24 protein-coding genes are annotated in these 22,870 nt (G+C 44.8%); 7 read left to right on the plus strand and 17 right to left on the minus strand.

Features of this window, described 5'->3' with window-relative positions:
* Positions 1–38 precede the first annotated feature (38 nt).
* The 4 genes from FO447_RS05310 to FO447_RS05325 all read left to right on the plus strand — a co-directional run bounded on the left by FO447_RS05310 (position 39) and on the right by FO447_RS05325 (position 6,567).
* Entirely contained in the window at positions 39–1,181 is a 1,143-nt protein-coding gene (locus FO447_RS05310; protein WP_200758007.1) for a glycosyltransferase family 2 protein, read from the plus strand.
* 63 nt (positions 1,182–1,244) lie between these two features.
* Positions 1,245–2,018 (plus strand): hypothetical protein, encoded by a 774-nt coding sequence (locus tag FO447_RS05315; RefSeq protein WP_200758009.1) that lies wholly within the window; start codon positions 1,245–1,247, stop codon positions 2,016–2,018.
* A 31-nt stretch (positions 2,019–2,049) separates the two neighbouring features.
* Positions 2,050–4,626 carry an ATP-dependent helicase HrpB gene (hrpB, locus tag FO447_RS05320; protein ID WP_200758011.1) on the plus strand — a complete coding sequence of 859 codons (2,577 nt, stop codon included), beginning with the start codon at positions 2,050–2,052 and terminating at the stop codon, positions 4,624–4,626.
* A gap of 168 nt (positions 4,627–4,794) precedes the next feature.
* Positions 4,795–6,567 (plus strand): ATP-binding protein, encoded by a 1,773-nt coding sequence (locus tag FO447_RS05325; protein ID WP_234699069.1) that lies wholly within the window; start codon positions 4,795–4,797, stop codon positions 6,565–6,567.
* 105 nt (positions 6,568–6,672) lie between these two features.
* On the opposite strand, the gene FO447_RS05330 is transcribed toward FO447_RS05325, so the two are convergent.
* The 9 genes from FO447_RS05330 to FO447_RS05370 form a co-directional block, all read right to left on the minus strand.
* The gene (locus FO447_RS05330) at positions 6,673–7,233 is read right to left on the minus strand and encodes a DUF5675 family protein (protein ID WP_200758014.1); all 561 of its coding nucleotides are present in this window, start codon (positions 7,231–7,233) and stop codon (positions 6,673–6,675) included.
* A gap of 8 nt (positions 7,234–7,241) precedes the next feature.
* The gene (locus tag FO447_RS05335; protein WP_200758016.1) at positions 7,242–9,737 is read right to left on the minus strand and encodes a hypothetical protein; all 2,496 of its coding nucleotides are present in this window, start codon (positions 9,735–9,737) and stop codon (positions 7,242–7,244) included.
* 34 nt (positions 9,738–9,771) lie between these two features.
* Entirely contained in the window at positions 9,772–10,194 is a 423-nt protein-coding gene (locus FO447_RS05340; protein ID WP_200758018.1) for a hypothetical protein, read from the minus strand.
* Between the two features lie 37 nt (positions 10,195–10,231).
* Positions 10,232–10,741 (minus strand): hypothetical protein, encoded by a 510-nt coding sequence (locus tag FO447_RS05345; RefSeq protein WP_200758020.1) that lies wholly within the window; start codon positions 10,739–10,741, stop codon positions 10,232–10,234.
* A gap of 102 nt (positions 10,742–10,843) precedes the next feature.
* The gene (locus FO447_RS05350; RefSeq protein WP_200758022.1) at positions 10,844–11,338 is read right to left on the minus strand and encodes a hypothetical protein; all 495 of its coding nucleotides are present in this window, start codon (positions 11,336–11,338) and stop codon (positions 10,844–10,846) included.
* 200 nt (positions 11,339–11,538) lie between these two features.
* Complete coding sequence (locus FO447_RS05355) at positions 11,539–11,976, minus strand: hypothetical protein (RefSeq protein WP_118066721.1); 438 nt, start codon at positions 11,974–11,976, stop codon at positions 11,539–11,541.
* A 729-nt stretch (positions 11,977–12,705) separates the two neighbouring features.
* Positions 12,706–13,992, minus strand: coding sequence for an IS1380 family transposase (locus FO447_RS05360; protein WP_200756500.1), 1,287 nt, complete (start codon positions 13,990–13,992; stop codon positions 12,706–12,708).
* Positions 13,993–14,083: 91 nt separating this feature from the next.
* Positions 14,084–15,082, minus strand: coding sequence for a glycoside hydrolase family 5 protein (locus FO447_RS05365; RefSeq protein ID WP_200758024.1), 999 nt, complete (start codon positions 15,080–15,082; stop codon positions 14,084–14,086).
* Positions 15,083–15,203: 121 nt separating this feature from the next.
* Complete coding sequence (locus FO447_RS05370) at positions 15,204–15,440, minus strand: recombinase family protein (RefSeq protein WP_234699070.1); 237 nt, start codon at positions 15,438–15,440, stop codon at positions 15,204–15,206.
* An 841-nt stretch (positions 15,441–16,281) separates the two neighbouring features.
* Here FO447_RS05370 and FO447_RS05375 point away from each other — a divergent pair.
* Positions 16,282–17,172 (plus strand): Abi family protein, encoded by an 891-nt coding sequence (locus FO447_RS05375; protein ID WP_200758026.1) that lies wholly within the window; start codon positions 16,282–16,284, stop codon positions 17,170–17,172.
* A gap of 40 nt (positions 17,173–17,212) precedes the next feature.
* Here FO447_RS05375 and FO447_RS05380 read toward each other — a convergent pair whose 3' ends face one another.
* Positions 17,213–17,494, minus strand: a complete 282-nt coding sequence (locus FO447_RS05380) for a hypothetical protein (RefSeq protein WP_234699071.1) — start codon at positions 17,492–17,494, stop codon at positions 17,213–17,215.
* Positions 17,495–17,699: 205 nt separating this feature from the next.
* Between FO447_RS05380 and FO447_RS05385 the strand changes: the two genes are divergently transcribed.
* On the plus strand, positions 17,700–17,798 hold the full coding sequence (locus tag FO447_RS05385) for a smalltalk protein (protein WP_153080643.1): 99 nt from the start codon (positions 17,700–17,702) through the stop codon (positions 17,796–17,798).
* 134 nt (positions 17,799–17,932) lie between these two features.
* Positions 17,933–18,496 carry an HU family DNA-binding protein gene (locus tag FO447_RS05390; protein WP_200758028.1) on the plus strand — a complete coding sequence of 188 codons (564 nt, stop codon included), beginning with the start codon at positions 17,933–17,935 and terminating at the stop codon, positions 18,494–18,496.
* 148 nt (positions 18,497–18,644) lie between these two features.
* On the opposite strand, the gene FO447_RS05395 is transcribed toward FO447_RS05390, so the two are convergent.
* From FO447_RS05395 to FO447_RS05425, 7 genes are all read right to left on the minus strand, one after another.
* Positions 18,645–18,803, minus strand: a complete 159-nt coding sequence (locus FO447_RS05395; RefSeq protein ID WP_006849046.1) for a DUF4295 domain-containing protein — start codon at positions 18,801–18,803, stop codon at positions 18,645–18,647.
* A gap of 43 nt (positions 18,804–18,846) precedes the next feature.
* Entirely contained in the window at positions 18,847–19,035 is a 189-nt protein-coding gene (gene rpmG, locus FO447_RS05400) for a 50S ribosomal protein L33 (protein WP_006849045.1), read from the minus strand.
* 5 nt (positions 19,036–19,040) lie between these two features.
* Positions 19,041–19,304, minus strand: coding sequence for a 50S ribosomal protein L28 (gene rpmB / locus FO447_RS05405; RefSeq protein ID WP_006849044.1), 264 nt, complete (start codon positions 19,302–19,304; stop codon positions 19,041–19,043).
* 146 nt (positions 19,305–19,450) lie between these two features.
* Complete coding sequence (locus FO447_RS05410) at positions 19,451–19,963, minus strand: CinA family protein (protein WP_117693679.1); 513 nt, start codon at positions 19,961–19,963, stop codon at positions 19,451–19,453.
* 92 nt (positions 19,964–20,055) lie between these two features.
* A complete protein-coding gene (tsaD, locus tag FO447_RS05415; RefSeq protein WP_117693676.1) occupies positions 20,056–21,081 on the minus strand; it encodes a tRNA (adenosine(37)-N6)-threonylcarbamoyltransferase complex transferase subunit TsaD in 1,026 nt (341 codons plus the stop codon).
* A 191-nt stretch (positions 21,082–21,272) separates the two neighbouring features.
* Positions 21,273–22,133 (minus strand): type I methionyl aminopeptidase, encoded by an 861-nt coding sequence (map, locus tag FO447_RS05420; RefSeq protein ID WP_117693674.1) that lies wholly within the window; start codon positions 22,131–22,133, stop codon positions 21,273–21,275.
* Between the two features lie 108 nt (positions 22,134–22,241).
* On the minus strand, positions 22,242–22,862 hold the full coding sequence (locus FO447_RS05425) for an HAD family hydrolase (protein ID WP_118139447.1): 621 nt from the start codon (positions 22,860–22,862) through the stop codon (positions 22,242–22,244).
* Between the last annotated feature and the right edge of the window lie 8 nt (positions 22,863–22,870).

The raw sequence follows: 22,870 nt of genomic DNA on the forward strand, positions 1-22,870 counted from the left end.
CTCCTTTCTCTAGCTTTCTATATTACGAGAAAAAGAATATGATGATCATTAGTACAACTACTATAATAGCAGGCGCAGTGGTGGTTTTATTGGCGGTTCTCGGATCACTGATAAATCCATTTCTGCGCTCGTTGCGCTTTCAAAAAACAGAAACGGCAGAGAATCAACCTCCTGTCAGTATTCTCATTACCGCACACGATAATCTTGCTGAATTGGAGAGGAATCTCCCTATGTTCCTGCGCCAGCAGTATGCTGCCGACTATCAGGTAATCGTAGTCTGCCAGAGTACAGATGGCGAGACACAGGATTTTCTGAAGCGAACAGCAGCCGAGAACCCTCATCTGTATTATACTTACATTCCTGAGAGTTCACGCTACATGAGCCGCAAGAAATTGCAGATTACACTGGGTGTGAAGGCTGCCAAACATGAATGGATTATTCTGACAGAACCTAATTGCCGCCCAAGCAACGACAAGTGGCTGCAAACCATGGCCCGTCAATGTCAGGACCCTAACCATCTGGTATTGGGATATGTAGCCCTTGATGAGGAAACTAAGAGCGTACGCCGTTTCGACAGCATCCGCAAGGCTTACTATGTTTTGCGTCGTGCCCAACAGACCTACGGCTATCGCAGTCACATGCCAAACGTAGCGTTCCGCAAGAGCGACTTCATGAAGGAACAGGGCTATCAGGGCAACCTGGAATATGTTCGCGGCGAATACGATTTTCTCGTCAACAAGTATGCCCATTGTGGCGATACAGCTACAGAACTGGATTGCGATGCATGGCTCATCCGCGAAACACCATCGAACAAGAGCTGGCACAATGCCCACCTCTATCTGCAGGCTTCACGCAAGAGTTTGGAAAGAGCCGGTTCCATGCGAACCCTCATGTTCTTTGACCATCTCATGCCACATCTCAGCCTGATAGCAACGCTGGCCGTAGCAGCCTACTCTATCCTTATGAAGAATTGGATTCTTACAGGATGCGCAGGTTTCAGTTTCCTCCTGCTGTTCATCGGGAGAATGCTGATAGCCAACAAGGCCATCAAACACTTTGATGACGGAATAGCGATGTTCAAACTGCCATTCTTCGAATATGGAATTATCTGGAGAAATCTGGCTACCAAATTGCGCTATTGGCGGGCTGACAAAAACGATTTTACTTCTCATAAACTCTAAACAGGGTAAAAAGGAAGTAACAGTCTATCAGAATAATAACAGTCAAAAATAACCGACAGAACGATGAAAGTATATTTGTTCATTTCCAACCATAAGAAGTTGCTGAAGATGTATCTTCCATACATCGAAGCCTTGAATAAGCAGCTCGACATCACCAACAACCTGGTTGATGCCGACATTGTGTTGATTATAGGAGCATGGACATGGCAGGGAGCCCAGATAGCCAAGAAAGCAAAGCAGATGGACATTCCCTACATCGTTTGTCCACTAGGTGATATTTCTGAGAGAAATTGCAAGAACCCTTACTTGAAGCGTTCGCTGCAACAGTCTATGTATCAGAAATCCATGTACGCCAAAGCCAACCTCGTGGTAGCTACTACCCCTATGGAGAAAAGCTATCTTGAAAAGAAGGGTTGGAACAAGCGCATCGCCCTGATTCGCTATGCAGGCTACAGTCATCTTACCAACACTGAAGCCATGATGCAAAACTGGCAGGAGACGGATGAGGAGACGCTGGCAGCCTTCGAGCAGCAAAAGGCAGAAGCCATCGCTGCCCAAACCAAACAGGCAATCATCGCACAGATTATGCAGATAAAAAGCCGCATGCCGCATCAGAATATTCCGCAAAAATATCTTGACGATTTGCACACTCTGCTCTATGCTGATGATTATGATGAGGATGCTATCAAGCAAGAACTGGCAGAGAAGAAACTCTCTTCCTATGCCGCCTCCGTTTTCCAGACCATGACAGATAAAACAGGACTCACAGAAGGCTTCATGCCGATTCCTGCCAAAAAGGGCAGAAAGAGTAAAGAGATTCTGAAATTTGTAAAATAAAAGAAATCTGAAGTTTGTGAAATAAGAAGAAATGAACTTAGATAGAATAGAACAGCAGGCTGGTCATCTGCCAGCTTACCAGATAGCCGACTCTGTCAATGAAGCATTGATGGAGTCGGCTAACCTTGTTATTACAGCTCCTCCAGGAGCCGGTAAATCAACCCTCCTCCCACTCACCATTTTGCGGGGCATGAGTGATCAGGCACAGGAAGGCTTCATCCATAATCATCTTACAAGTCAGGGTAAGATTCTGATGCTCGAACCGCGCCGCCTGGCTGCTCGCCAGATAGCCGAACGGATGGCGCAGATTCTGGGAGAACCCGTGGGCAAAACCATCGGCTATCGGGTAAGATTCGAAAGCAAGGTTTCGGATGAAACACACATCGAAGTCCTTACCGAGGGCATTCTCACCCGAATGCTGGTCAATGACGCTACACTCGAAGGCGTTTCGTGCCTCATCTTTGATGAGTTTCATGAGCGCAGCATCAACTCCGACCTGGCGTTAGCACTGGCCCGGCAGACACAGGAAATCATCCGCCCCGACCTGAAGCTCATTATCATGTCAGCAACAATCGATGCTTCTATCATCTGTCAGTCACTTCAGGCTCCGCTTATCGAGAGTAAAGGCAGAATGTTTCCGATAGAAACCATTTATGCAGACCACGACATCGACAGATATCAGGTAGCGCAGGAAATGGCAGCCACTATCTGTCAGGCTTTCAGAAACCAGGAAGGTGACATTCTTGCCTTTCTGCCGGGACAAGGAGAAATCATGAAATGCGAAGAACTGCTTCGTTCTGTCTTATCTTCAACGGAAATCTATCCACTCTACGGCAACCTCTCGCCAGAAAAGCAGCGGCTCGCAATCGCTCCTTCCAAACCGGGTGAACGAAAAATCGTATTGGCCACTCCTATCGCCGAAACTTCTCTCACCATCGAAGGAGTAAGAATCGTTGTGGATTCCGGACTCTGCCGAAAACAGGTTTATGATGCCCGTACAGGCTTGAGCCATCTCGAAACCGTTCGTATCAGTCAGGACATGGCTACGCAACGAAGGGGGCGTGCGGGCAGAATAACATCAGGCGTATGTTACCGGCTTTGGACACAGACCTCGGAACATCTGATGCCAGAACAACGGCTGCCCGAAATACTGGATGCAGATCTCTCTTCGATGGTTCTCGACATTGCTGCTTTCGGCGAAAACAAACCGGAACTGCTGCCTTGGCTCACCCATCCTCCCAAGGGCAACCTCGTATTGGCACAGCAACTTCTTATGTCGCTCAATGCCCTCACTCCTGATCATGATACTCACGCTCTCAGTGGCAGCATCACCGCAGAAGGCAGCAGAATGGCACAACTTCCATGTCATCCGCACATTGCCAAGATGATGATCAGCAGCGATTCTCCGACGAGCCAAGCCCTTGCCTGCGACATTGCAGCTCTGCTGGAAGAGAAAGATCCGATGAGCGAAAATGAGGATTCAGACATGACGCTCCGCCTTTCTATCCTACGTTCCGCACGCTGCAAGAAGAATCTGGGACGTTGGAACCATATCGCTCAGATTGCCCAGGAATACAGGAAGATGCTGCACATCAGAGAAGACAACGAGCCAATTGATGCTGAGGAAGTGGGCCATCTCATCGCCCTAGCCTATCCTGAGCGCATCGCCCATGCCACCGACCATGCGGGCAACTTCAAGATGTCGAATGGCAACACGATTTTCATCGACCCGTGCGACAGCATGGCAGCAAACGAATGGCTTGCCATCGCATCACTCAACCTCGCTTCAACCTCATCATCCAGTTCTGGGCAGGGACGGAAAGGAAGGGTATTTCTCTCAGCCCCCGTCAACTGGAAGAACTTGCCGGCACAAACCTGCGAGAATATTTCATGGGACAGCAAAGCGCTGGCAGTAAAGATGCAACGGGAAACACGGATAGGAGCGCTCATCATAGACAGCAAGCCGATACAAAATGCCAACCGAGAGACAGTTTCAGACATTATCTGCGAAGCTGCCAGAAAAGACGGACTCAGCATGTTCGATTGGAACGAATCGGTTCATCGTCTGCAACAGCGCGTGGCGCAAGTAGCTGAGTGGCATCCGGAACTGGAGATTCCCGATCTGTCAACAGAGCATCTCCTTTCAACTGCCCGAGAGTGGCTCCCATTCTACCTCGAAGAAGGTGGTAAGATGAAGACTTCTGTTACTGAGCTGAAGAAACTCAACCTGTGCGAAATCCTTTGGAACATCCTTCCTTACGACCTTCAGCAGGAGATAGACCACCTTGCTCCCACCCACATCCGTGTGCCATCGGGCAGCAATATCCGCATCGATTACCGCCAGGGAACAGAAGCCCCGGTTCTGAGTGTGCGGCTTCAGGAGTGTTTCGGAATGACATCAACACCAACTGTCGATGCTGGCAGACAGCCTCTTCTGCTTGAGTTGTTATCTCCCGGCTTCAAGCCCGTTCAGCTTACTCAGGATCTCGCAAGTTTTTGGCAAGGCACTTATTTCGAAGTCCGCAAGGAACTGAAGCGCCGATACCCTAAGCATTACTGGCCGGAGAATCCGTTAGAGAGTCAGGCCGTGAGAGGTGTCAAACGATGATAAGAAGATGTTTGAACCCGTCAATGTAGCATAGCCTGCCAGCTTACACTCCTTAGACTCCGAGAAACTGAAAAAGTTAAAACAAAACGTTGAAAAAAATCCTCTCATCGTTGGCTTTGTCAAATAAAAATAGTACCTTTGCAGCATCTTATTAATAATCATAGAGCTATGGTAGTAAAAGAAAGAAGAAAGCGAATCTATCGCAAGCGCATACCATACGGTATGCAAAACTTTGAGGATGTGATAAAAGATGATTGTTACTATGTTGACAAAACACCTTTTATCGAGGATATAGAAGAGGCTAACAAATACTTCTTCTACATTAGGCCTCGCCGTTTTGGCAAGACCCTTACCCTCTCCATGCTCGAAAATTACTATGATGTCAATAAGAAAGATGCCTTCGAGGACATTTTTGGCAAACTGTATATTGGACAAAATCCTACGCCTGAGCGCAACCAGTATTTGGTTCTTCATCTTAACTTTGCCCAAATAGTTGGCGGTTTGGACGATTATCAGCAGGGCATGGACAATTATTGCAGTATCCGTTTCAACCTTTTCGTAGATCTTTACTCTCACCTATTGCCCGAAGGTACTAAGGAAGGCTTAAATCAACAGAAAGATGCAGTTTCACAGTTGAGCTATCTTGACGGACAATGCCAAAAGACCAATCAGAAGATTTACCTCTTCATTGATGAATATGATCATTTCACCAATCAGATACTTGCCAACCAAGCGCATGAAGGCAACTATCGTCAGCAAACCCATGGTGAGGGGTATCTGCGTAAGTTCTTTGATACCATCAAGGGTGCATCAGTCACAAGCCTGGGGCGTATCTTCGTGACGGGTGTCAGTCCTGTTACGATGGATGACCTGACAAGTGGTTTCAACATCGGAACCAACTATTCATTACATCCTCAGTTTAATGAGATGACAGGATTCACGGAAGAGGAAGTGCGTGAGATGTTGGAGTATTATTCCAGCGTGCTGCCTTTCAATCATACTGTAGATGAACTCATTAAAGAGATGAAACCTTGGTATGACAATTATTGCTTTTCTATCAAAAGATATGGCAAGACCACAATGTATAATTCTGTGATGGTGCTCAATTTCTTGGACAACTACATCCACAATGATTATGACATTCCTGATTCCATGATAGAAAGTAACATCCGTATCGACTATGACAAGATACGCATGCTCATCCGTCATGACAAGGAGTTTGCCCATGATGCCAGCATCATCCAGCAGTTGGTAACCAAGGGATATGTAACAGGCAAGTTGGTGGAGCACTTCCCTGCTGAGCGCATCAATGACCCAGATAATTTTGTAAGCCTGCTTTTCTATTTCGGTATGTTAACGATAGACGGAACCAGTGATGGTGACACTAAGTTTATCATTCCTAATGAAGTGGTGCGAGACCAAATGTATACTTATCTACTAAACACATACGAGGAAAACGACTTGACATACGACACCTACGGAAAAGGCAAATTGGAGAGTCGATTGGCTTATCATGGCGACTACAAAGCATACTTTGACTTTATCGCAGACAGTTTGAAGCGTTATTCTTCTCAGCGAGACAAGCAGAAGGGAGAGGCATTCGTGCATGGCTTTACCCTGGCAATGACATCCCAGAATCGCTTCTACCGTCCTATCTCAGAGTTGGATAATGATGGTGGTTATGCCGACATCTTCCTTTGTCCGTTATGTGACATCTATAAGGACATGGTAGACTCGTACATCATCGAATTGAAATATTGCAAGTCCAGCACCACCGACGAGCAGGTGAAGCAACTCTTCAAGGATGCCTCAGCGCAAATATGCCGATATGCCGATAGCGACATCGTGAGGGAATCCGTCAAGACCACCACGCTCCATAAACTCGTTGTGATATATCGAGGAGCCGAGATGGTAGCATGTGATGAAGCCAATGAGCAATAAAAACATTCCCCGAAATCTGAATCGGGGAACACATAGGTAGCAGCCCTCGCTCTCCGAGCGTGGGCTGCATTAGAGGCAATGCCGCCGCTCGGAGAACTTCGGCTACTAGATGATGGTGATCCAGATGCTCTCGCCTCGGTCTCTCGCCGCCGTGATGGCATTGACGAGGCGATGCAGCCAGATGCGGGAGTTTACCACCATGCCTCGGAGTTTGTTTTCGCCCGGCAGGATGCAGCCCTGCGTATCATCGGGGTAGTTGCCGGCATGGATGCGGATGCCCTCAAAGCCAGGAACGCCCTGCAGCAGGGGCAGCCACTGCTTGAATCTCGGCGACTTGGTGATGAGCAGCGGATAGGTGCCCTCGGGTATGGCAGTCTTGCCCTTCATCTTCTGCGCCTTCTTCTCCGACACTCGCCCCAGGCGCACATTCTCCTCTTGGGGCAACAGGGTGATGCCCAGCAGGTTGCGCCACGTAGGCTCCAGGGTATCGCAGAAGTAGTGCTCCCCGTCCAGCTTGCCCACATCTACCACATGGCAGAAGCTGCGCTTCTGGTCCTTATTGAGCGTATAGTTCACCTTGCGCTCCACCTCCTCGTCCTTCAGGATATACATACGCCCTATGGTGTAAGTATTCTGCTTAGCTATTCTTTTGAGTACGATTTCCATAATTGTTTCTATTTAGATTCATTTTTGAGAAAACATAGCTTGCGATAAAAACTGTAATTACCGTAATTGTAATTGCTATGGCTGTTATCAGCTTTGTCATTACCAGCATGAACGCCTTGTTCGCCTGCCTCCACTTTCACGATATACTTTCTGAACACCCAGGTGGCTATCATCCGTCGGGTGCCCTTGGTATCCAGCCCCAAGTCGCTTCTCAACTGCTCAGCCTGCTGATAAGAGAACTCATTTGGCAGAAGTTGCAGCATATTGGAAGGCCCTCTTTTGCTCGACTTCACTCCCTCCTGCTCCGACTTCACGATAGCATCTCGGAAGAATCTCATCTTGCAGTACAGGTCATACTGCTCGCTCCAGCGCACAAACTCCTCTATCTCGGATTCCCATTGGCAACCATTCGCCACATAGAGCACGCAAGCCTTCAGATAGGCAATGACATTGGCTCTGAACGAGAGGTTCTCGTAAACCCTGTCTTGGCTCATACGGGCAAAGTCGGCATTCTCCTCTTTCAGCTTCTGTGCCAAAGCGAAAGCCTCAGGGCAATTGATAGTACCAGAAGCCATGTTAAGATGCTCGATATAGGGTTTTAAGTTCTCTCTGAATGTGTCATCGTATGTGCCATAGACAGGCATCTCGGCTCCTATCTCACGCTCTGGGATAGTACAGAAGTTGATTCTAGAGATAGGACCATCGGTCAATACCTTGGAGAAATATCGGATACCCTTGTTGATGGTGGTCGAGGCATTCCAGTTAAATCGGATGGTTACTCGCTCCGTAACACTCTGCGTACCCACTCGGGTTTGTCCATATTGATTACCAGGGTCGAAGGCGAGGCACATGATACGAAACTGCTGGTTGCCAATGCCCCTTAGGTTATCAAACTGGTCTATCTCGTTGAGAGCAGTATAGAGGAAATGCTCCTGCGCCTCGGCGGTACGCATCACGAAGGCAGGGTTGGTCATATCGGCGTCTATCTCCTGGATCACGAGGTTTTCAGGTCGCTTACGCTTATCCTTGTTAGCACCTTTTCTTGTCACCTCATCCTTCCACTCCTTCTCTCGTTTCAGGTTATCTTTGTCTCGTTTTCTGATGTCTTCCATAATCAGGTTGATAGGCATCTGCACGCAGTTCTTTCCTGCGCCCGTACCAGCTAAGAGACAACACATTAGCGTAGCCTCATGCTCCACATTGTCGATGTAATTAAAATAGGTGCGGCAGAGGTGGGTGGCTAGCGGAGGAAAGATGGCATGGGCTACGGCAGGCTTATAGACATCCGGTGTCTGAGACACGAGGAGCTCCACGAGCTTAGGCAGCTTCTTCGGCATCTCGGGCGGAGCGGGGTAATCATCTTCGGAACTTTGAACATTGAGGTTTGAACTTTGAACTGTTTGATTACCTGCACTTGCGCCTTGAATTCTTAATTCTTCATTATTAATTCTTAATTGATTAGCCTGAGTCTCTGCTTGCGCATTGATGCGGATCACATCTCTAGAGAATGGCTTCGAACTGTCTCCATATTTCTCATAGAAGTCATGGATCAGCTGCTGGCAGTCACGCTCTTGGGCAAAGCTAGGCATCTTCACTGCCACCACTCTTCTCAGTTCTTCCTCACTCATCACCCTGCTCGCTCCTGCGCTCATAATGGCTAGCAATGAGGAGTGGCGAGAGCCCTCGGTATCGATATTCACATTCTTCAGTCCAGCTGACTCCGTGAAGAGGTCGAAGGCTATCAGGCTCTTCTCGCTGGCGGTACCAGAGGTTGGTAATCCGTCAGGAATCTGATGAGCTCCAGCAGGGCTGAGATTACTTTGAACTTGGAAATTTGAACTTTGAACTTTATGATTACTATTAACTTTTAACTTTAAACTATCAACAGCCTTGCCTCTGCCGTCGATGGTAAGCCCACGGTCCAGGTAGGCTTGTCTGCGCTTCTTCAGCTCTTCCTGTGGCAGCACCTCGTACCAGTGGGGCGAGCGATAGATTTCCGAGTCCTGATCCGTGATAAAGAGGATTCTCTCTGGGGTGAAGCAACTCTCATCGCAGGGCACGCCAAGTGCCTTACAATACGCTCTCTGCGTCTCCTCGATAGTCATACCTATCGGCATTCGGATGTCGATATGCAGCTTCTTTCTCGCCGAGTATTCCAGATGCAGTAGCATTCCCTTCCAGATGGAGTCGGAGCAATTCAGCTGCCTTGCCATTTCGATGGCGATACCCACCAGTTCCTTATCATCGATGTCGATGGTGGTCTGGAAGAGGAAGCTCGTAGGGTCAGCATCCTTCTGCGAGCGATGATTCTTGAGGAATCGGCTGTAGTGGCCGCAGCGGAAGGGCATCAGCCCCTTCAGTTTGTCACTGCCCCCACGTATCTGCTCCACCATATCGTGGAGCCAAGGCTGAGCTATCAGCTTGTCATATTCAGCCAGGGGCAGGCAGCTAGCGCTGCCCTTATTGCCCCCACGCTGAGGATTCATTGCTATAAAGTGGTTCATGCTTAATTATACATTATTAATTATACATTATCTATTACTCCTTATAGTCCTCCCACTCCACATTTTCCTTGAAGGGCTTGATAGCCTTCACCATCTCCTGGTGCTCACCCTTGAGGCAGCGCAGAATCTCCGCCTTGCTCATGTCCTTGGAGAAGGCATAGTTCACCTGCACGGTTCGCTTGCTAGTGCGCACCACCCCGTGCTTGGTCTTGAGAATCTCCGTGAAGGGCTTCTCTCGCTTGCCCTGCATATAAGGCTTGAAGTCCACCCAGTCGCCTCGCCCATTCTCGCCACCCGAGAATATCATTCTGCCCCTGATCACTTGCGGCTTGTCACTGATTACCTCCGTCTCGTTCCATGGCGCCTTGCGCACTGATACGTTACCATTCTCCTCGGTGATCACAGCACCGTCCACCTTTACTGCATTGAGCAGCTTCTTGCTAGTTGCTTTCTTCATAACTTTGTAAAAATAATAATAGGTTATTAATGTCTCTTTAACTTAAAATAAAAATCGGGAACACCTGATGGTTCACCTTCATCACGTCGTCATAGAAGTGGAGGTCAAACTTCTTGTCCGTTCTCTCCATGACGGGCGGCACATCCAGCTCATACTTCTTGCGCTTCACCTCGTCCTGGAAGTCAGCCACCAGCTTCTTCCCTACCCACTCCATGGCTTTCTTGCCCTTCCGGCCCACGTCGCAAGCCAAGTCCTGAAGCATTCTCACGTCGCACATCGGAGCCGACACCATGCCGCCCTCCTGTAGCTTCAGGTCAAACCAGTGGAGCGTGCCCTGGGATGCCATCACTCTCGCCACCACTCGTTCGGGCTTCAGCCCAAACATGTCCACCACGTCGTTCACCAGGAAGAGCACCACTCCCTTCTCATTCACTGCGCCTCTCATATCCCCGAATATCGGGTGCTGCGCCATCAGTCTTGTAAACATATTATATGTATTAAAAGATTGAGAACCCGCAATACGCAAAGTCCCCGCAACCAGACGCACTGTGCATCTGATTACGGGGGCAAAGGTACTAAGAAGTAAAATGTTATCTTTATAACTGTTATATAATATTATACGATTATATCAGCTATAAGTATCTGAACATCAAGAGATATATTCCAATAAAATTCTTCGAATATTTTTTGCCTCATTACACCAGGCATTATAATTACTAAACTGTGATATGTTATTGCTCACCGATGCTTTAGCCACACCTTCGATATGCGAAGCATTCAAGAATAGGGCCTGAAAAGGTTTCCACATGATAGTATTGTTAGCAGGGTGCTTCACTCCCAGAATATCGGATACGATATACACCATATATCCATACTCAGCCTGCGTACGATCCCATACATACCAAGAGCCCTCAGTATGAATATACTTATGTTCTGCCAGTGTTTTCCATATCAGGGCAGCCTTCTCAGTCTTGAGTCTGGGGTCCACCTTGATTTCCTGGTCTACTTTAAGATTTTGGGTACCAGCAGCTGTATTCTGCAAAAAATCACTCACCTGCGCATTGCTACCAATGACTACAGAGCAATTCAGTATGGTTACTCCACCAGTCAGAATTGCCTGGGCAAAAATTTCTTCTAACGACATTTTCCTTTTCTTGTTAGAATGTTAATGATAAAGAACAAGTCACGTTTACCTATCGTTGGGGAAAGGACTTCTAGCAAACGGTGTCCGAACACAACCTTGTTGCATACGGTAGTCTTTAAGGCAAATAATCTTCGCCCATTCTGATATGAACTTTCATTTTTACAAGAAAAATTTATTAATTAATAGCATATTAGGTTGCGCTACCCTGGCAAACTCTCATTCTTCACCACTTGGCGCAAGTCTTTCTTCTTATATAAATCCTCCACGAAGCTAGCCATCATGCCATATATCTTCTCATAACGCTCTTTCAGTTTGTTGATTTCATTCATCTCATCCTTCTTTTGTTGCTCCTTGTCTCTCCCCCATCTTACCTTACTTTCTCTGGCAGCCTCTTCTTTCATCAGGTAATAGCCTATGACATAACAAAACTTTCGGATGCTCTCAAAGGTAACAGATGTCTTCTTCTTTCTCAGCGCAGCGATAGTTTTAGGGTCTACACCAAACTCCATATGAATCTCCTTGGGGGTCATCATATCCTCATTCATCATCAAATCGAGCAGTGTTCCCACCTCCTCAATCATATTTTCTCTCATGATTCTATCAGCATAAGAGTTGATGTAACTTCTACCTTTAGTCATAGCTTATTCCAATTTTTGCCTCAAAATTAGCTTTCTTATTTGGAATAAACAAGCGATATAGGATTCCTTAAATCCCAAAAAGAGTGCTATTTTTTTACTATCTCACAGAAAATTAAGTAAAAATCTAGCAAAAGTGTGCATTTTTATAGTAAAGGAACTGGCAGCCCGGAAGCTACCAGTTCCTTCTACTTTTTGGAAAATTTACGGTAGATGTGCTCGGCACATTGTCGTTAATCCTTTATAAAATTCCTTATCATAGGTTACTGCTGGTGCACCTCTTTATTTACCACTTGATAGCTCGCCCCACCATGGGTAATTATTATATACCAAAGTTTCGCAAGTGGTTCAAGTACGGGCTAGGAGCTTCTGCCCTTTACCTTTGCTTTACCCTTCGGCCAGCGATTTTCAATTCCCTTCGGCCGGTGACCGTTGGTTCAGGGCGTGTGGGGCTTACTTGCGAAAGTTCACCTTCAACGTCCTCATATATATTACAAAAAAGAGCGACCCGAAGGCCGCTCTTTTCGCAAAGACTCATTCAAATGTCACATAAATATTGTATTCCCTCAAATCCGCAACCTATAGGGTTTAGTGGGATTTTGCTTGCAAAGCGACAAAATTCATTTTATTGTACATATTTCTTGCACAACAGAAATGTCGCAGACACAAAATCCCCTTACCCCATAAAGCGACTTGAGGTAATACGCTGGTTTAACCAGAAAAGCATGGTCTTTAACCAAAGTCTGTCTTGAACAGGTTGGCATAAGCATTGTTGTCTGAGTAAATGTTCAATACATGCCTACGTGATGTCTTAATCCATTTCGCAGGAACAGAGATGAACTTGAAAACAAAGGTCTTGATTCTGCTGGTGGCACGCAATCCAAATTCATGGGTTTTCAATCTCTGCATAATAGCTTTGTAGAAGTTTCTGATGAGAGCTGTCATAAGCAGGAATACAGTATTCTGTGCCATGAACGATTTTGGCAATCGATTCCAGCCAAAGCCATTGTTCATGTCATCGAAGATGCGTTCCTTGCCACCACGAAGATTGTAGAATTCCACGATGTCTCTTGCACTCGACTTGTAATCGTTAGTCAGTATACATCTGTAGGTATATTCGCCTTCCCAAATGTCAAGGTCTCCATCTATTCGCCTTTGTCTCTGTATGACAAGACGATACGGTTTTCCTTTCCATTTCTCAACAAGGATAGAATTCAACTCAAACTCAATACCGTTGATTTCAACAGTTTTCCATCCAGTTAAGGCAAACATGGAATCGTAGAAAGAAGAGCATCTGTTGGCACGAATATAAAAATGCCTGCAATGAGCCTCTACCATATCTACGATTTCCTCCGAACATGAGCCGCAATCCATGCGGGCACGAGAAATATATATTTCCGAAGCCTCCAATCGCTTGAAGATTCTTTCCAAAGTTTCTTTTTGGTTGAAGCGTACGTTTGTGTTGCCGTCTCTATTTTCAATACCAACAATCATGTCGTTAATGACAGCTACGCCTGGACTATAGCCCAAGAACTTCTTGTAGGTTGGTTTTGCATCATACTTCTCTGTTTCAATGAACTGATGGTCAAAGTCAAAATCATACTCTTGACCGGATTTCAATTGACCAGTAGCAAGCAGGGCATTGACCAGTAAGCAGTTCATCTTGTCTGCAGTATTGAAATCATAGGATTTGCCAGAAGCAGACTTATAGGTGATGCTCTTAAAAGTCAGTTCTTCGATAGCACGTAATATGGTGTCTGCGCTGCAAGTGCGAAGAGTTGGATGAAGAGACAAATGTTTCATCAGGTGAGTTGTAACATCCTCAATGCATGAGCCACCACAAAGATATACGCACATCAGAGAGCGTAGAATCTCGCTATATTGATAACCAAACATAGTGCATCTCAATCCCAAGGTGGAATCTATGGTTTGAGCTAAAAGAGCATCAAATTGCTCCATAATCGAAAAAATTCCCCCAAAAGGAGTGAGTTTCTCAGATTTTATTTGTATCTTTGCCATGTCATATTAGAGTTTTGCTTGTCTTCTTTTCGCAACACTAAGGTAAGTGAAAATTCTGACATGGCAAAATCCTGGGTAACTTTTTTGTTGCTCAGGCACTTATAAATAATATTAAACTATAGTGTTGCGGAATTAAGGTATTCAACAAATCTTTATATTGGGGAATCCATTGTTCTGCTTGATAATCGTAAAACTTATCATCGGAATTAATAGCAAAGGGGATTCCATACTTATCAAGTTGCTGCGTCATGAATGAAGCAAATTCTATCTGTTCTTTTACACTATAATTATCGCCTTTGTTATAATCTCCAGGCATCCAAGCCCCAACCCATGTATAAATACCAGTTTCCTTTTGCCAATCAACTGCAACCTTGATACTTTTCTTTATCAGTTGCTTTTCTTTTGCCGTACCTGAAGTCCAGCGTTTTTTGTCGTTTGACTTGCTGGGACCAGCTGCATAGAAATGCCATTCTGCCATCAGATAGCCGTTTCCCATCGAAGGAATCTTCAAGTTTTTAAGACCTTCTGGATGAGACAGTTTCGGAGGGGCTATAAAGATTATTCGCTTTGGATTGGTCTTGCGAATAGTCGCCACACAATCCTCATAAAGAGAGTTGAGTTCTGCCACATCCTTTTTTACTTTGTCCGAAGGTTCTACAATCAAATCAAACGAAACCTTTGGCGAGAGATCCTTGCATCTTTCAGCCATTATCTTCCACCACTCTACTACTTTCTCATGCTCCTCAGCATTTGGATTCTCCTTATAAGGTTTGGCGGAGAAGGCTATAATTGGAATCAGGTTATTCTGCATGCAGGTATTTATCTGCGAAAACAGTCTCTTGAAATCCTCATCCGTGAAATGATAATGATGCAGGCGGAATCTTACATGCTTGATACCTTGCTGTGCAAATCTCTTTACAGCTGTTTCCGAATAGGCACCATATTTATTTTTCTCACTTCTTCCCCACCAATCTACATCTATTCCCTTCTTCAGCATCTGCTGATAGTCATGTGGAGCGATGGCAGAAGGCTGGGCGTTTGCTATGAATGCTGTCAAAGTCAGCATCAGACTTACAAATAATCTTCTCATAATTTTATTATTCTCTATTTTACTAATATAGTCACAATATAAAGACCATCTAAAACAGTTGAAGTTAAAAACGGGAGCATCTTTTTTCATATCTTTTAACCATCATCGGTGCTCTCCATTCTTATGTAGAGAGAACCTTTTTTAGATTATCCTTGTGAATGTACTTGCTGCCGATGCAAATGCTGATGCGCTTTTCCTTACAGAACTCCATTGCCTCACACAACACTGGACGCTCATCATTCTTCTTTGCGCCAGAGATGTGTTCCTCAAAGACCTTGCAGACTTCGAAACCCTTATATTTTGCATACTCCGACAAGTCCTTGACCTGTCTTTCTATAAAGCAAAAAAAATCCCGCACACCGACAAAGTTTTAAATACGTCGAGGCGGGATTAATCTTTGTTGCTGCATCAATATAAGATTAGTTTCTCATATAGCAACATTTATTTTCCCGATGTCATCCATCAAAGCTTCATCTGGATGCTTAAGCAATGCTGCCCACAAAGGTAGAAATGTTTTTGAAACAACCAAGGATTTTTGAAGATTATTTGTATTACGGTAATTACAATTTCAGTTATTACAGTTTTTTCCTGAGGGGGTATAAGGGTTTAAAGGTAGTAACAATCTGTTACTACTAATATTTATATATACTTTTCTATACTTACATTTTAAAAGCGTGATATTGGGTCAAAATAAAACTGTAATAACTGAAATTGTAATTTGTAATCGATTTTTTAGCGGTATCGAGATGCATACTTTCATTGCCCCTAAAACTATGACTATCTCATCACAAAGCTATGAGTTATGACCCACAAAACTATGAGTTAGTTTTTTTAACATAAAAAAAATAACTCGCTCTAAATTGGACTTTGATTGAAAATCAAGAAGTTGGGCGTTTGCCTATATTATATAGGTAACAATATGGAAACGAGCGGACTTCTGCTAGTTTCTGTATTTTGCAATATACAAAGAACGCCTTAATTCGGGGACAAAGATACGATAATTTTCTAAATATCCTATGAATTACGATGAGAATTTTATGGCAATTAGAACTTTTTGTGTTAAATCCCATGCATAAAATGCAGTTTTCTAAGAAAATATTTGGAGATTCCGACAAAAAAGCGTATTTTTGCAGCAACAAATCCCACCACGCCTCTCAACGATGCGTACCACGGTGGGACTTCGCTTTTTATATGGGTATATGAACTACGACAAACAACCGATAAATATAGATGAACAATTAGCCTTGCTCCAAAACAGAGGACTAATGATAGAGGATGTTGCTACAGCCAAGTTACAGCTTCGCAATATCAGCTATTTCCGTATCGCTAGTTATCTTCGATACATGGAGCAAGACCGACAACAGCATCTTTACAAATCCGGCAGTACATTCGAGCAAGCCATCAACCTTTATCTCTTTGATAAAGAACTACGCCAACTTATATTCAAGGCTATCCAAGATATTGAGATTTCTCTCCGAACCAAGATGATTCAAGTGTTCTCAATGGAACATGGGGCATTTTGGTTTATGGATTCGTCATTGTTCAAGGATGCAGAGTTTTATGAAGGTTGTCTTGACAATATCAAGAAAGAGGTGTCTCGCTCAAATGAAGATTTCATCAAGGAACATTCCGAGAAATATAATTATCCAGCTCTTCCACCCGTGTGGAAGACCTTGGAGGTTGTTTCATTTGGTACTCTTTCCAAGTTGTTTTGCCTGTTTAAGGACAATCGATTAAAGAAGCAAGTGGCAAGAGAGTTTGGACTTCCTCAATACACTTATTTGGAAAGTTGGATAAGGTGCATTACCGTACTTCGTAATTGCTGTGCTCATCATGCACGTATATGGAATAGGCGTTTTGCCTTGAAACCTCAATTACCGAACCGACTTCCTCTCAATTGGATTACTCCAAGTCAGAAGCCTATCAAGTTGTACCATCAGCTATGCACCTTATTATATTTGGAACAAACTATTAAACCTTGCATGGACTTGAAAAGTTCTCTACTCAAACTCTTTGCAAAATACTCTAATGTAGATTTGCATGCCATGGGCTTTCCGCAAGGATGGGAAAATGAACCTTTATGGAGATAGTAGGCGGTGTTCGGATATAGCTTATCCGAACACCAAACTGCTATCTCCACAATGGCTCATCTTGCCAATGTTTAGGAAATCCCATGGCATTCGTGTCAACTTCTGGATATTGTGACAATAAGTCCTTGAACTTAGCACATAATTCATTTCGTGGATCAATGGCATTGAGCCAATATAACAAGCAACAAAGAACGGAACCAAGTGGTGGATTAATATATTCCATACGCATATAAACAAAAAGTTCCGCCCTGGTACGCTGTTCTATGGGAAGCGTGGCGGATTCTAGTGCTGCAAAGATACTGGTTTTATTTGATTTCTCCAAATATTTTCTTCAAAATCTACTTATCAAATATGTATTTAACGTAAAAAGTTCTAATTTCCATGTTTTTTCCCCTCACAATCTATGGCAGAAATGTTAATGGAATTTCACATAACTCTGCAAGGTGATTTTTGGTGGTGTAGGAAAAATGTAGTACCTTTGCACCTGTAATCAAGAACATTATTAATCACTAAAAAACTAGAAAATTATGAAGAAAGAAACTTGGAAACAGATTTTTCAGATTGTACTCACAATCTTGACGGCGCTCGGCACTACCCTCGGAGTAACATCATGCATGGGGGTATGATAGTTGATAGTTAATAGTTAATAGCGGCTTCGCCGTATAGCAAGACTGCTATAAACTATAAACTTTAAACTATAAACTATTATCATGCATGGGGGTATAAACTATTTTTCAATCACTTTAAAACAAAAAGAACTATGGCAACAAAAGGAACATTGAAGTATCGTAAAGTAACTCGCACTCCTCAGAGCGGACCTAACAAGAACAAGCAGATGTATTACGCAACTGCTGTAACTGACCGTGAGATGAACTTCGAGGAGTTTGTAACTCACATCTCGGAGCACAACTCTCCTTACAGCCGAGGCACCGTACACGGCGTATTGATGGATACACTCGACTGCCTGCAAGAGCTCATCCTCGATGGCAAGAGCGTACGTCTCTCCGACCTGGGTCTCTTCTCCATCGGTATGACATCACGTGCCGAGGCTACCAAGGACAAGGTATCGGCAGCGAGCGTGGAGGGCGTACACCTCATCGTGCGCAACACCAAGACTTGGAGCAACGCTGAGCTGCGCAAGAAATGCCGCATAGAGGAGTATGACACCTACGGCAAAACTACCGACGAGGGCTCTGTGCCGGGCGACGGCAAGGACAACGACGGAGGCGGCGGCTCTACCCCTAGCGGCGGCAACAGCGGCACTACCACTCCTGGCGGCGACAGCGGCACCACCACTCCTGGCAGCGGCGATGGACTGGAGTAATCTACGGCTAATAGAGTAGATGTGGGGAGTTACCCCCCAGCACCGACACACTAAAAAAAGGTCGCTACCCTAATTGGGTAGCGACCTTTATCTTTATATTTGAATTTTGATGTAATCTTAATTCAACGATGCATCATCTGCAAGAAAATTAATCCTTGAAGAAATCCTTAACAGCCTCGTTTGGTACCATCTTCTCATCGAAAACGTATGCACCAGTCTTAGGGCTCTTAACCATCTTGATAACCTTTGTATATGCGCGACCATCCATGTTACCTTCGTGGAGGGTAGCGACCGCTTTCTTTGCCATAGTCTATTTAAATTGATAAAATTATTAAACTTGTAAGCTAAACTTACTTAATCTCCTTGTGAAGAGTCATCTTCTTAAGGATTGGGTTGTACTTCATCAACTCAAGACGCTCAGGAGTGTTCTTACGATTCTTTGTAGTCACGTAACGGCTTGTACCTGGCATACCACTGTTCTTGTGTTCAGTGCACTCGAGGATAACCTGTACTCTATTACCTTTTGCTTTCTTTGCCATGATATTTATTCTCCTATAACTTTAATGTCCTTCCAATCTACGTAGCCCTTCTTTACTGCCTGATTCAAAGCAGCATCGAGACCTACCTTATTAATAAGACGAAGACCAGCAGCACTGATCTTGAGGCTGATCCAGCAACCCTCTTCTACATAGTAGAATTTCTTGCTGAAGAGGTTAACATCAAAGCTTCTCTTTGTACGGTGCTTTGAGTGAGACACATTGCAACCTAACTGTGCCTTCTTACCTGTAATTTGACAAATCTTAGACATTTCTATCTTTAATTTTGTAATTCGTTAATTGATACCTATTCCAAACAGAGTGCAAAATTACAAAATAATTTGGTAATAACAAAATAATCCCTAAAAGAACGCTATCTTTTAAGGATTATTAATATTTAGTAGCCTTAAATTAGCAATTAAGCCTCTTTTTTAAGTTCTTCTGCATGTTCTTTCAAGAATTCGAGCATGCCTTTAAGCGCTGTATTTGTGGCAATTGCAAGGTTGATGTCACGTCCGAAATCATCGGTGAGTTTTACCACGCGAACATCGTTCTTATCGCCATAACCTACATAGATTGTGCCCACAGGAATGGCTGGAGTTCCACCCGTTGGACCAGCCACGCCCGTTGCTGAAATGGCGAAGTCTACATTCAGGGTCTTGATTGTGCCGAGCACCATCTCCCTAGCCACTTCTTCGCAAACGGCAGTCTGCTCCTCCAGAACCTCATGGCTCACGCCCAGAAGATTCTCCTTTACCTCGTTGGTGTAGCTTACTACACCACCCTTGAAGTAATTGCTGGCACCTGGCACAGAAATCAGCGCCTCGGCGATACGACCGCCTGTGCAGCTCTCTGCTGTGCCTACTGTCTTGTCACTGTTGTAGAGCATCTCCTGGATGCCCTTGCTCAATATCTTTGTTTCAAATTCCATCTTTTTTAGTTTACAGTTTACAATTTATAGTTTATAGCATGAACCACCTTGAAACAAGATTGCCCTATTAACTATAAACTATAAACTCTTAATTACTTAAATGTTACTTTACTATAGGCTGGCAAGTCGATGGTTGCAAACTCACCATCACGATACTTGAAGGTTCCCACGCAGCCTATCATCGCCGCATTATCGGTAGTATAGCTGAACTTTGGGATGTAGATAGTCCAGCCGAAGCGCTTGGCATGGTCGCGGAAAGCGTTGCGCAAACCATTATTGGCGCTCACACCTCCAGCTACAGCCACATGCTTGATGCCGGTCTGCTTGACAGCCATGCGGAGTTTCTTCATCAGAATATCAACGATGGTAAACTCTATGCTGGCAGCCAGATCGTACTTGTTCTTCTCAACAAAGTCAGGATCAGCAGCCACCCATTTGCGCAAGCTGTAGAGAAAACTTGTCTTGAAACCTGAGAAACTGTAGTTCAAACCCGGAATATGAGGCTCAGAGAAACTGAATGCCTTCGGATTGCCCTGGCGTGCATACTTATCTACGACAGGACCACCAGGATACCCCCACTCCAGCACCTTGGCACACTTGTCAATAGCCTCGCCAGCCGCATCATCGATGGTCTGTCCCAGCACTTCCATATCGTTGTAGGCATTCACCTTTACGATCTGCGAATTTCCACCGCTCACGAGAAGACAGATGAATGGGAATGGAGGTGCGCTCTGGTCATCATCGCTCTCCTTGATGAAATGAGCCATCACATGACCCTGCAGATGGTTTACATCTATCATCGGGATATTGAGCGAACGGGCGAATCCCTTAGCAAAGCTTACACCCACGAGAAGCGAGCCCATCAGACCCGGACCACGGGTGAAGGCTACGGCAGAAAGATCTTCCTTCTTGATGCCGGCACGCGCGATGGCCTGGTCAACGACTGGAACCACATTCTGCTGGTGGGCACGGGAAGCCAACTCCGGAACAACACCGCCATAAGCCTTGTGAACCTCCTGAGAGGCGGTTACATTGCTCAGCAGCACACCATTCTTGAGCACTGCGGCAGAGGTATCGTCGCAGCTGCTCTCTATACCTAATATATATATATCCTTCATTATATCAAAGTTATATCAAAGTTTATAATTTATAATTTATAGTTTATAGCATAAACCTCAAGCAAAAAATGCCCTATTAACTATTAACTATCAACTATTAACTAACTATAGTTTATAGCATAAAACACCTTATCCATGAGACTCAAGCAAGAATGCCCTATTAACTATAAACTATCAACTATTAACTAACACTAGTGTGTAAGAATCTCCACACCTGTCTCTGTCATCACAAGCGTGTGCTCCCACTGTGCAGATGGTTTCTCATCACCGGTGATTACTTCCCATCCGTATGGATCGTCGGCATCGATGAATACCTGCCAGGTTCCCATGTTAATCATTGGCTCAATGGTGAACACCATGCCCGGAACAAGCAGCATGCCCGTGCCTTTATGACCATAGTGAAGAACCTCAGGCTCTTCATGGAACTTGCAACCTACGCCATGACCGCAAAGATCGCGAACCACGCCATAGCCATACTTCTTGCAATGCTTCTCGATAGCATGACCGATATCACCTACGAACGAGTATGGCTTGGCAACCTCCATACCAATTTCCAGGCATTCCTTGGCTACGCGAACCAGCTGCTCTTTTTCAGGAGTAGTTTTGCCGCCAACGATGAACATACGGCTGGCATCAGCGTAATAGCCATCTACGATGGTTGTCATGTCCACATTGATGATATCGCCCTCTTCGAGCACATCCTCTTCCTTAGGAATACCATGGCAAACTACTTCGTTGATAGAAGTACAAACGCTCTTAGGATAGCCTTCGTAGTTGAGGCATGCAGGAATGGCATTATGATCCTTACAATACTGCATGCAGAGATCATCAATCTCCTGGGTGTTGATTCCCGGACGGATCATCTCTGCTACCGCATCGAGACAACCGGTGTTTACGACACCACTCTTGCGGATGCCTTCTATCTGTTCTGGAGTTTTAATCAAGTCACGGGTAGGAACAAGTTTACCCTTGTTTTCCCAAAACATTACCTGCTTGTCGAGCTCTGTAAGAGGCTGACCTGGCAAGCAATGCCATCTTTTCTTCTTAATCATTGTATTATGTATTTAATATTTGCGACTGCAAAAGTACATTTTTTATTGCAGAGCACAAAATAAAATGGCAATTATTTGCATTTTAGTGCAAATAATCACCACAAATAATTACTTCAAATGCTCATAAATCTTATCGCACCAGTCTTCTCCATTCTGCGGACAATAAGTAAACAGACCCAACTCAGATGCTGAGCAGCAGTTACGGGGACCATCATCAATAAACAGGCACTCCTCTGGCATAATCTTCTCCTGAGAAAGGACATAACGGAAGAAATTCTCATCCGGCTTCATATACTTCACCTCATAAGAACGGTACATCGCATCGAAATAATCACCAATAGGATGACCATCGCCGGAGAATGCCTCGCTGTCTACCCAGGCAGAAACATAAGGGTTGGTATTACTGAGCAAGATTACACGGTAGCCCTGCTTCTTAAGATTGCGGAGAGTAACCAGATTGCGTTCTGGAATTTCCTTCATGTAGCCCAGCCAGCAATGCTGCAGTTCCTCGAAGGTTACCTCGCGGCCAATCTTCTTGCACACTTCCCGACGGTATTCCTCCTCGGAAATCTTGCCCTCTTCCAGCTGGCCGTTCAAGCCAACCTGCTTATAAGGGTCCATCTTCTCTGCAAACTCCTTCATACCCAACTCAATGAAACGTTTGCCTGCCTCATTCTCGTCGAGGGTGATGATGACACCACCCATATCAAAAATCACAGTTTTAATCATATAATTAT

The organism is Segatella copri (assembly GCF_015074785.1).
Classification (GTDB): domain Bacteria; phylum Bacteroidota; class Bacteroidia; order Bacteroidales; family Bacteroidaceae; genus Prevotella.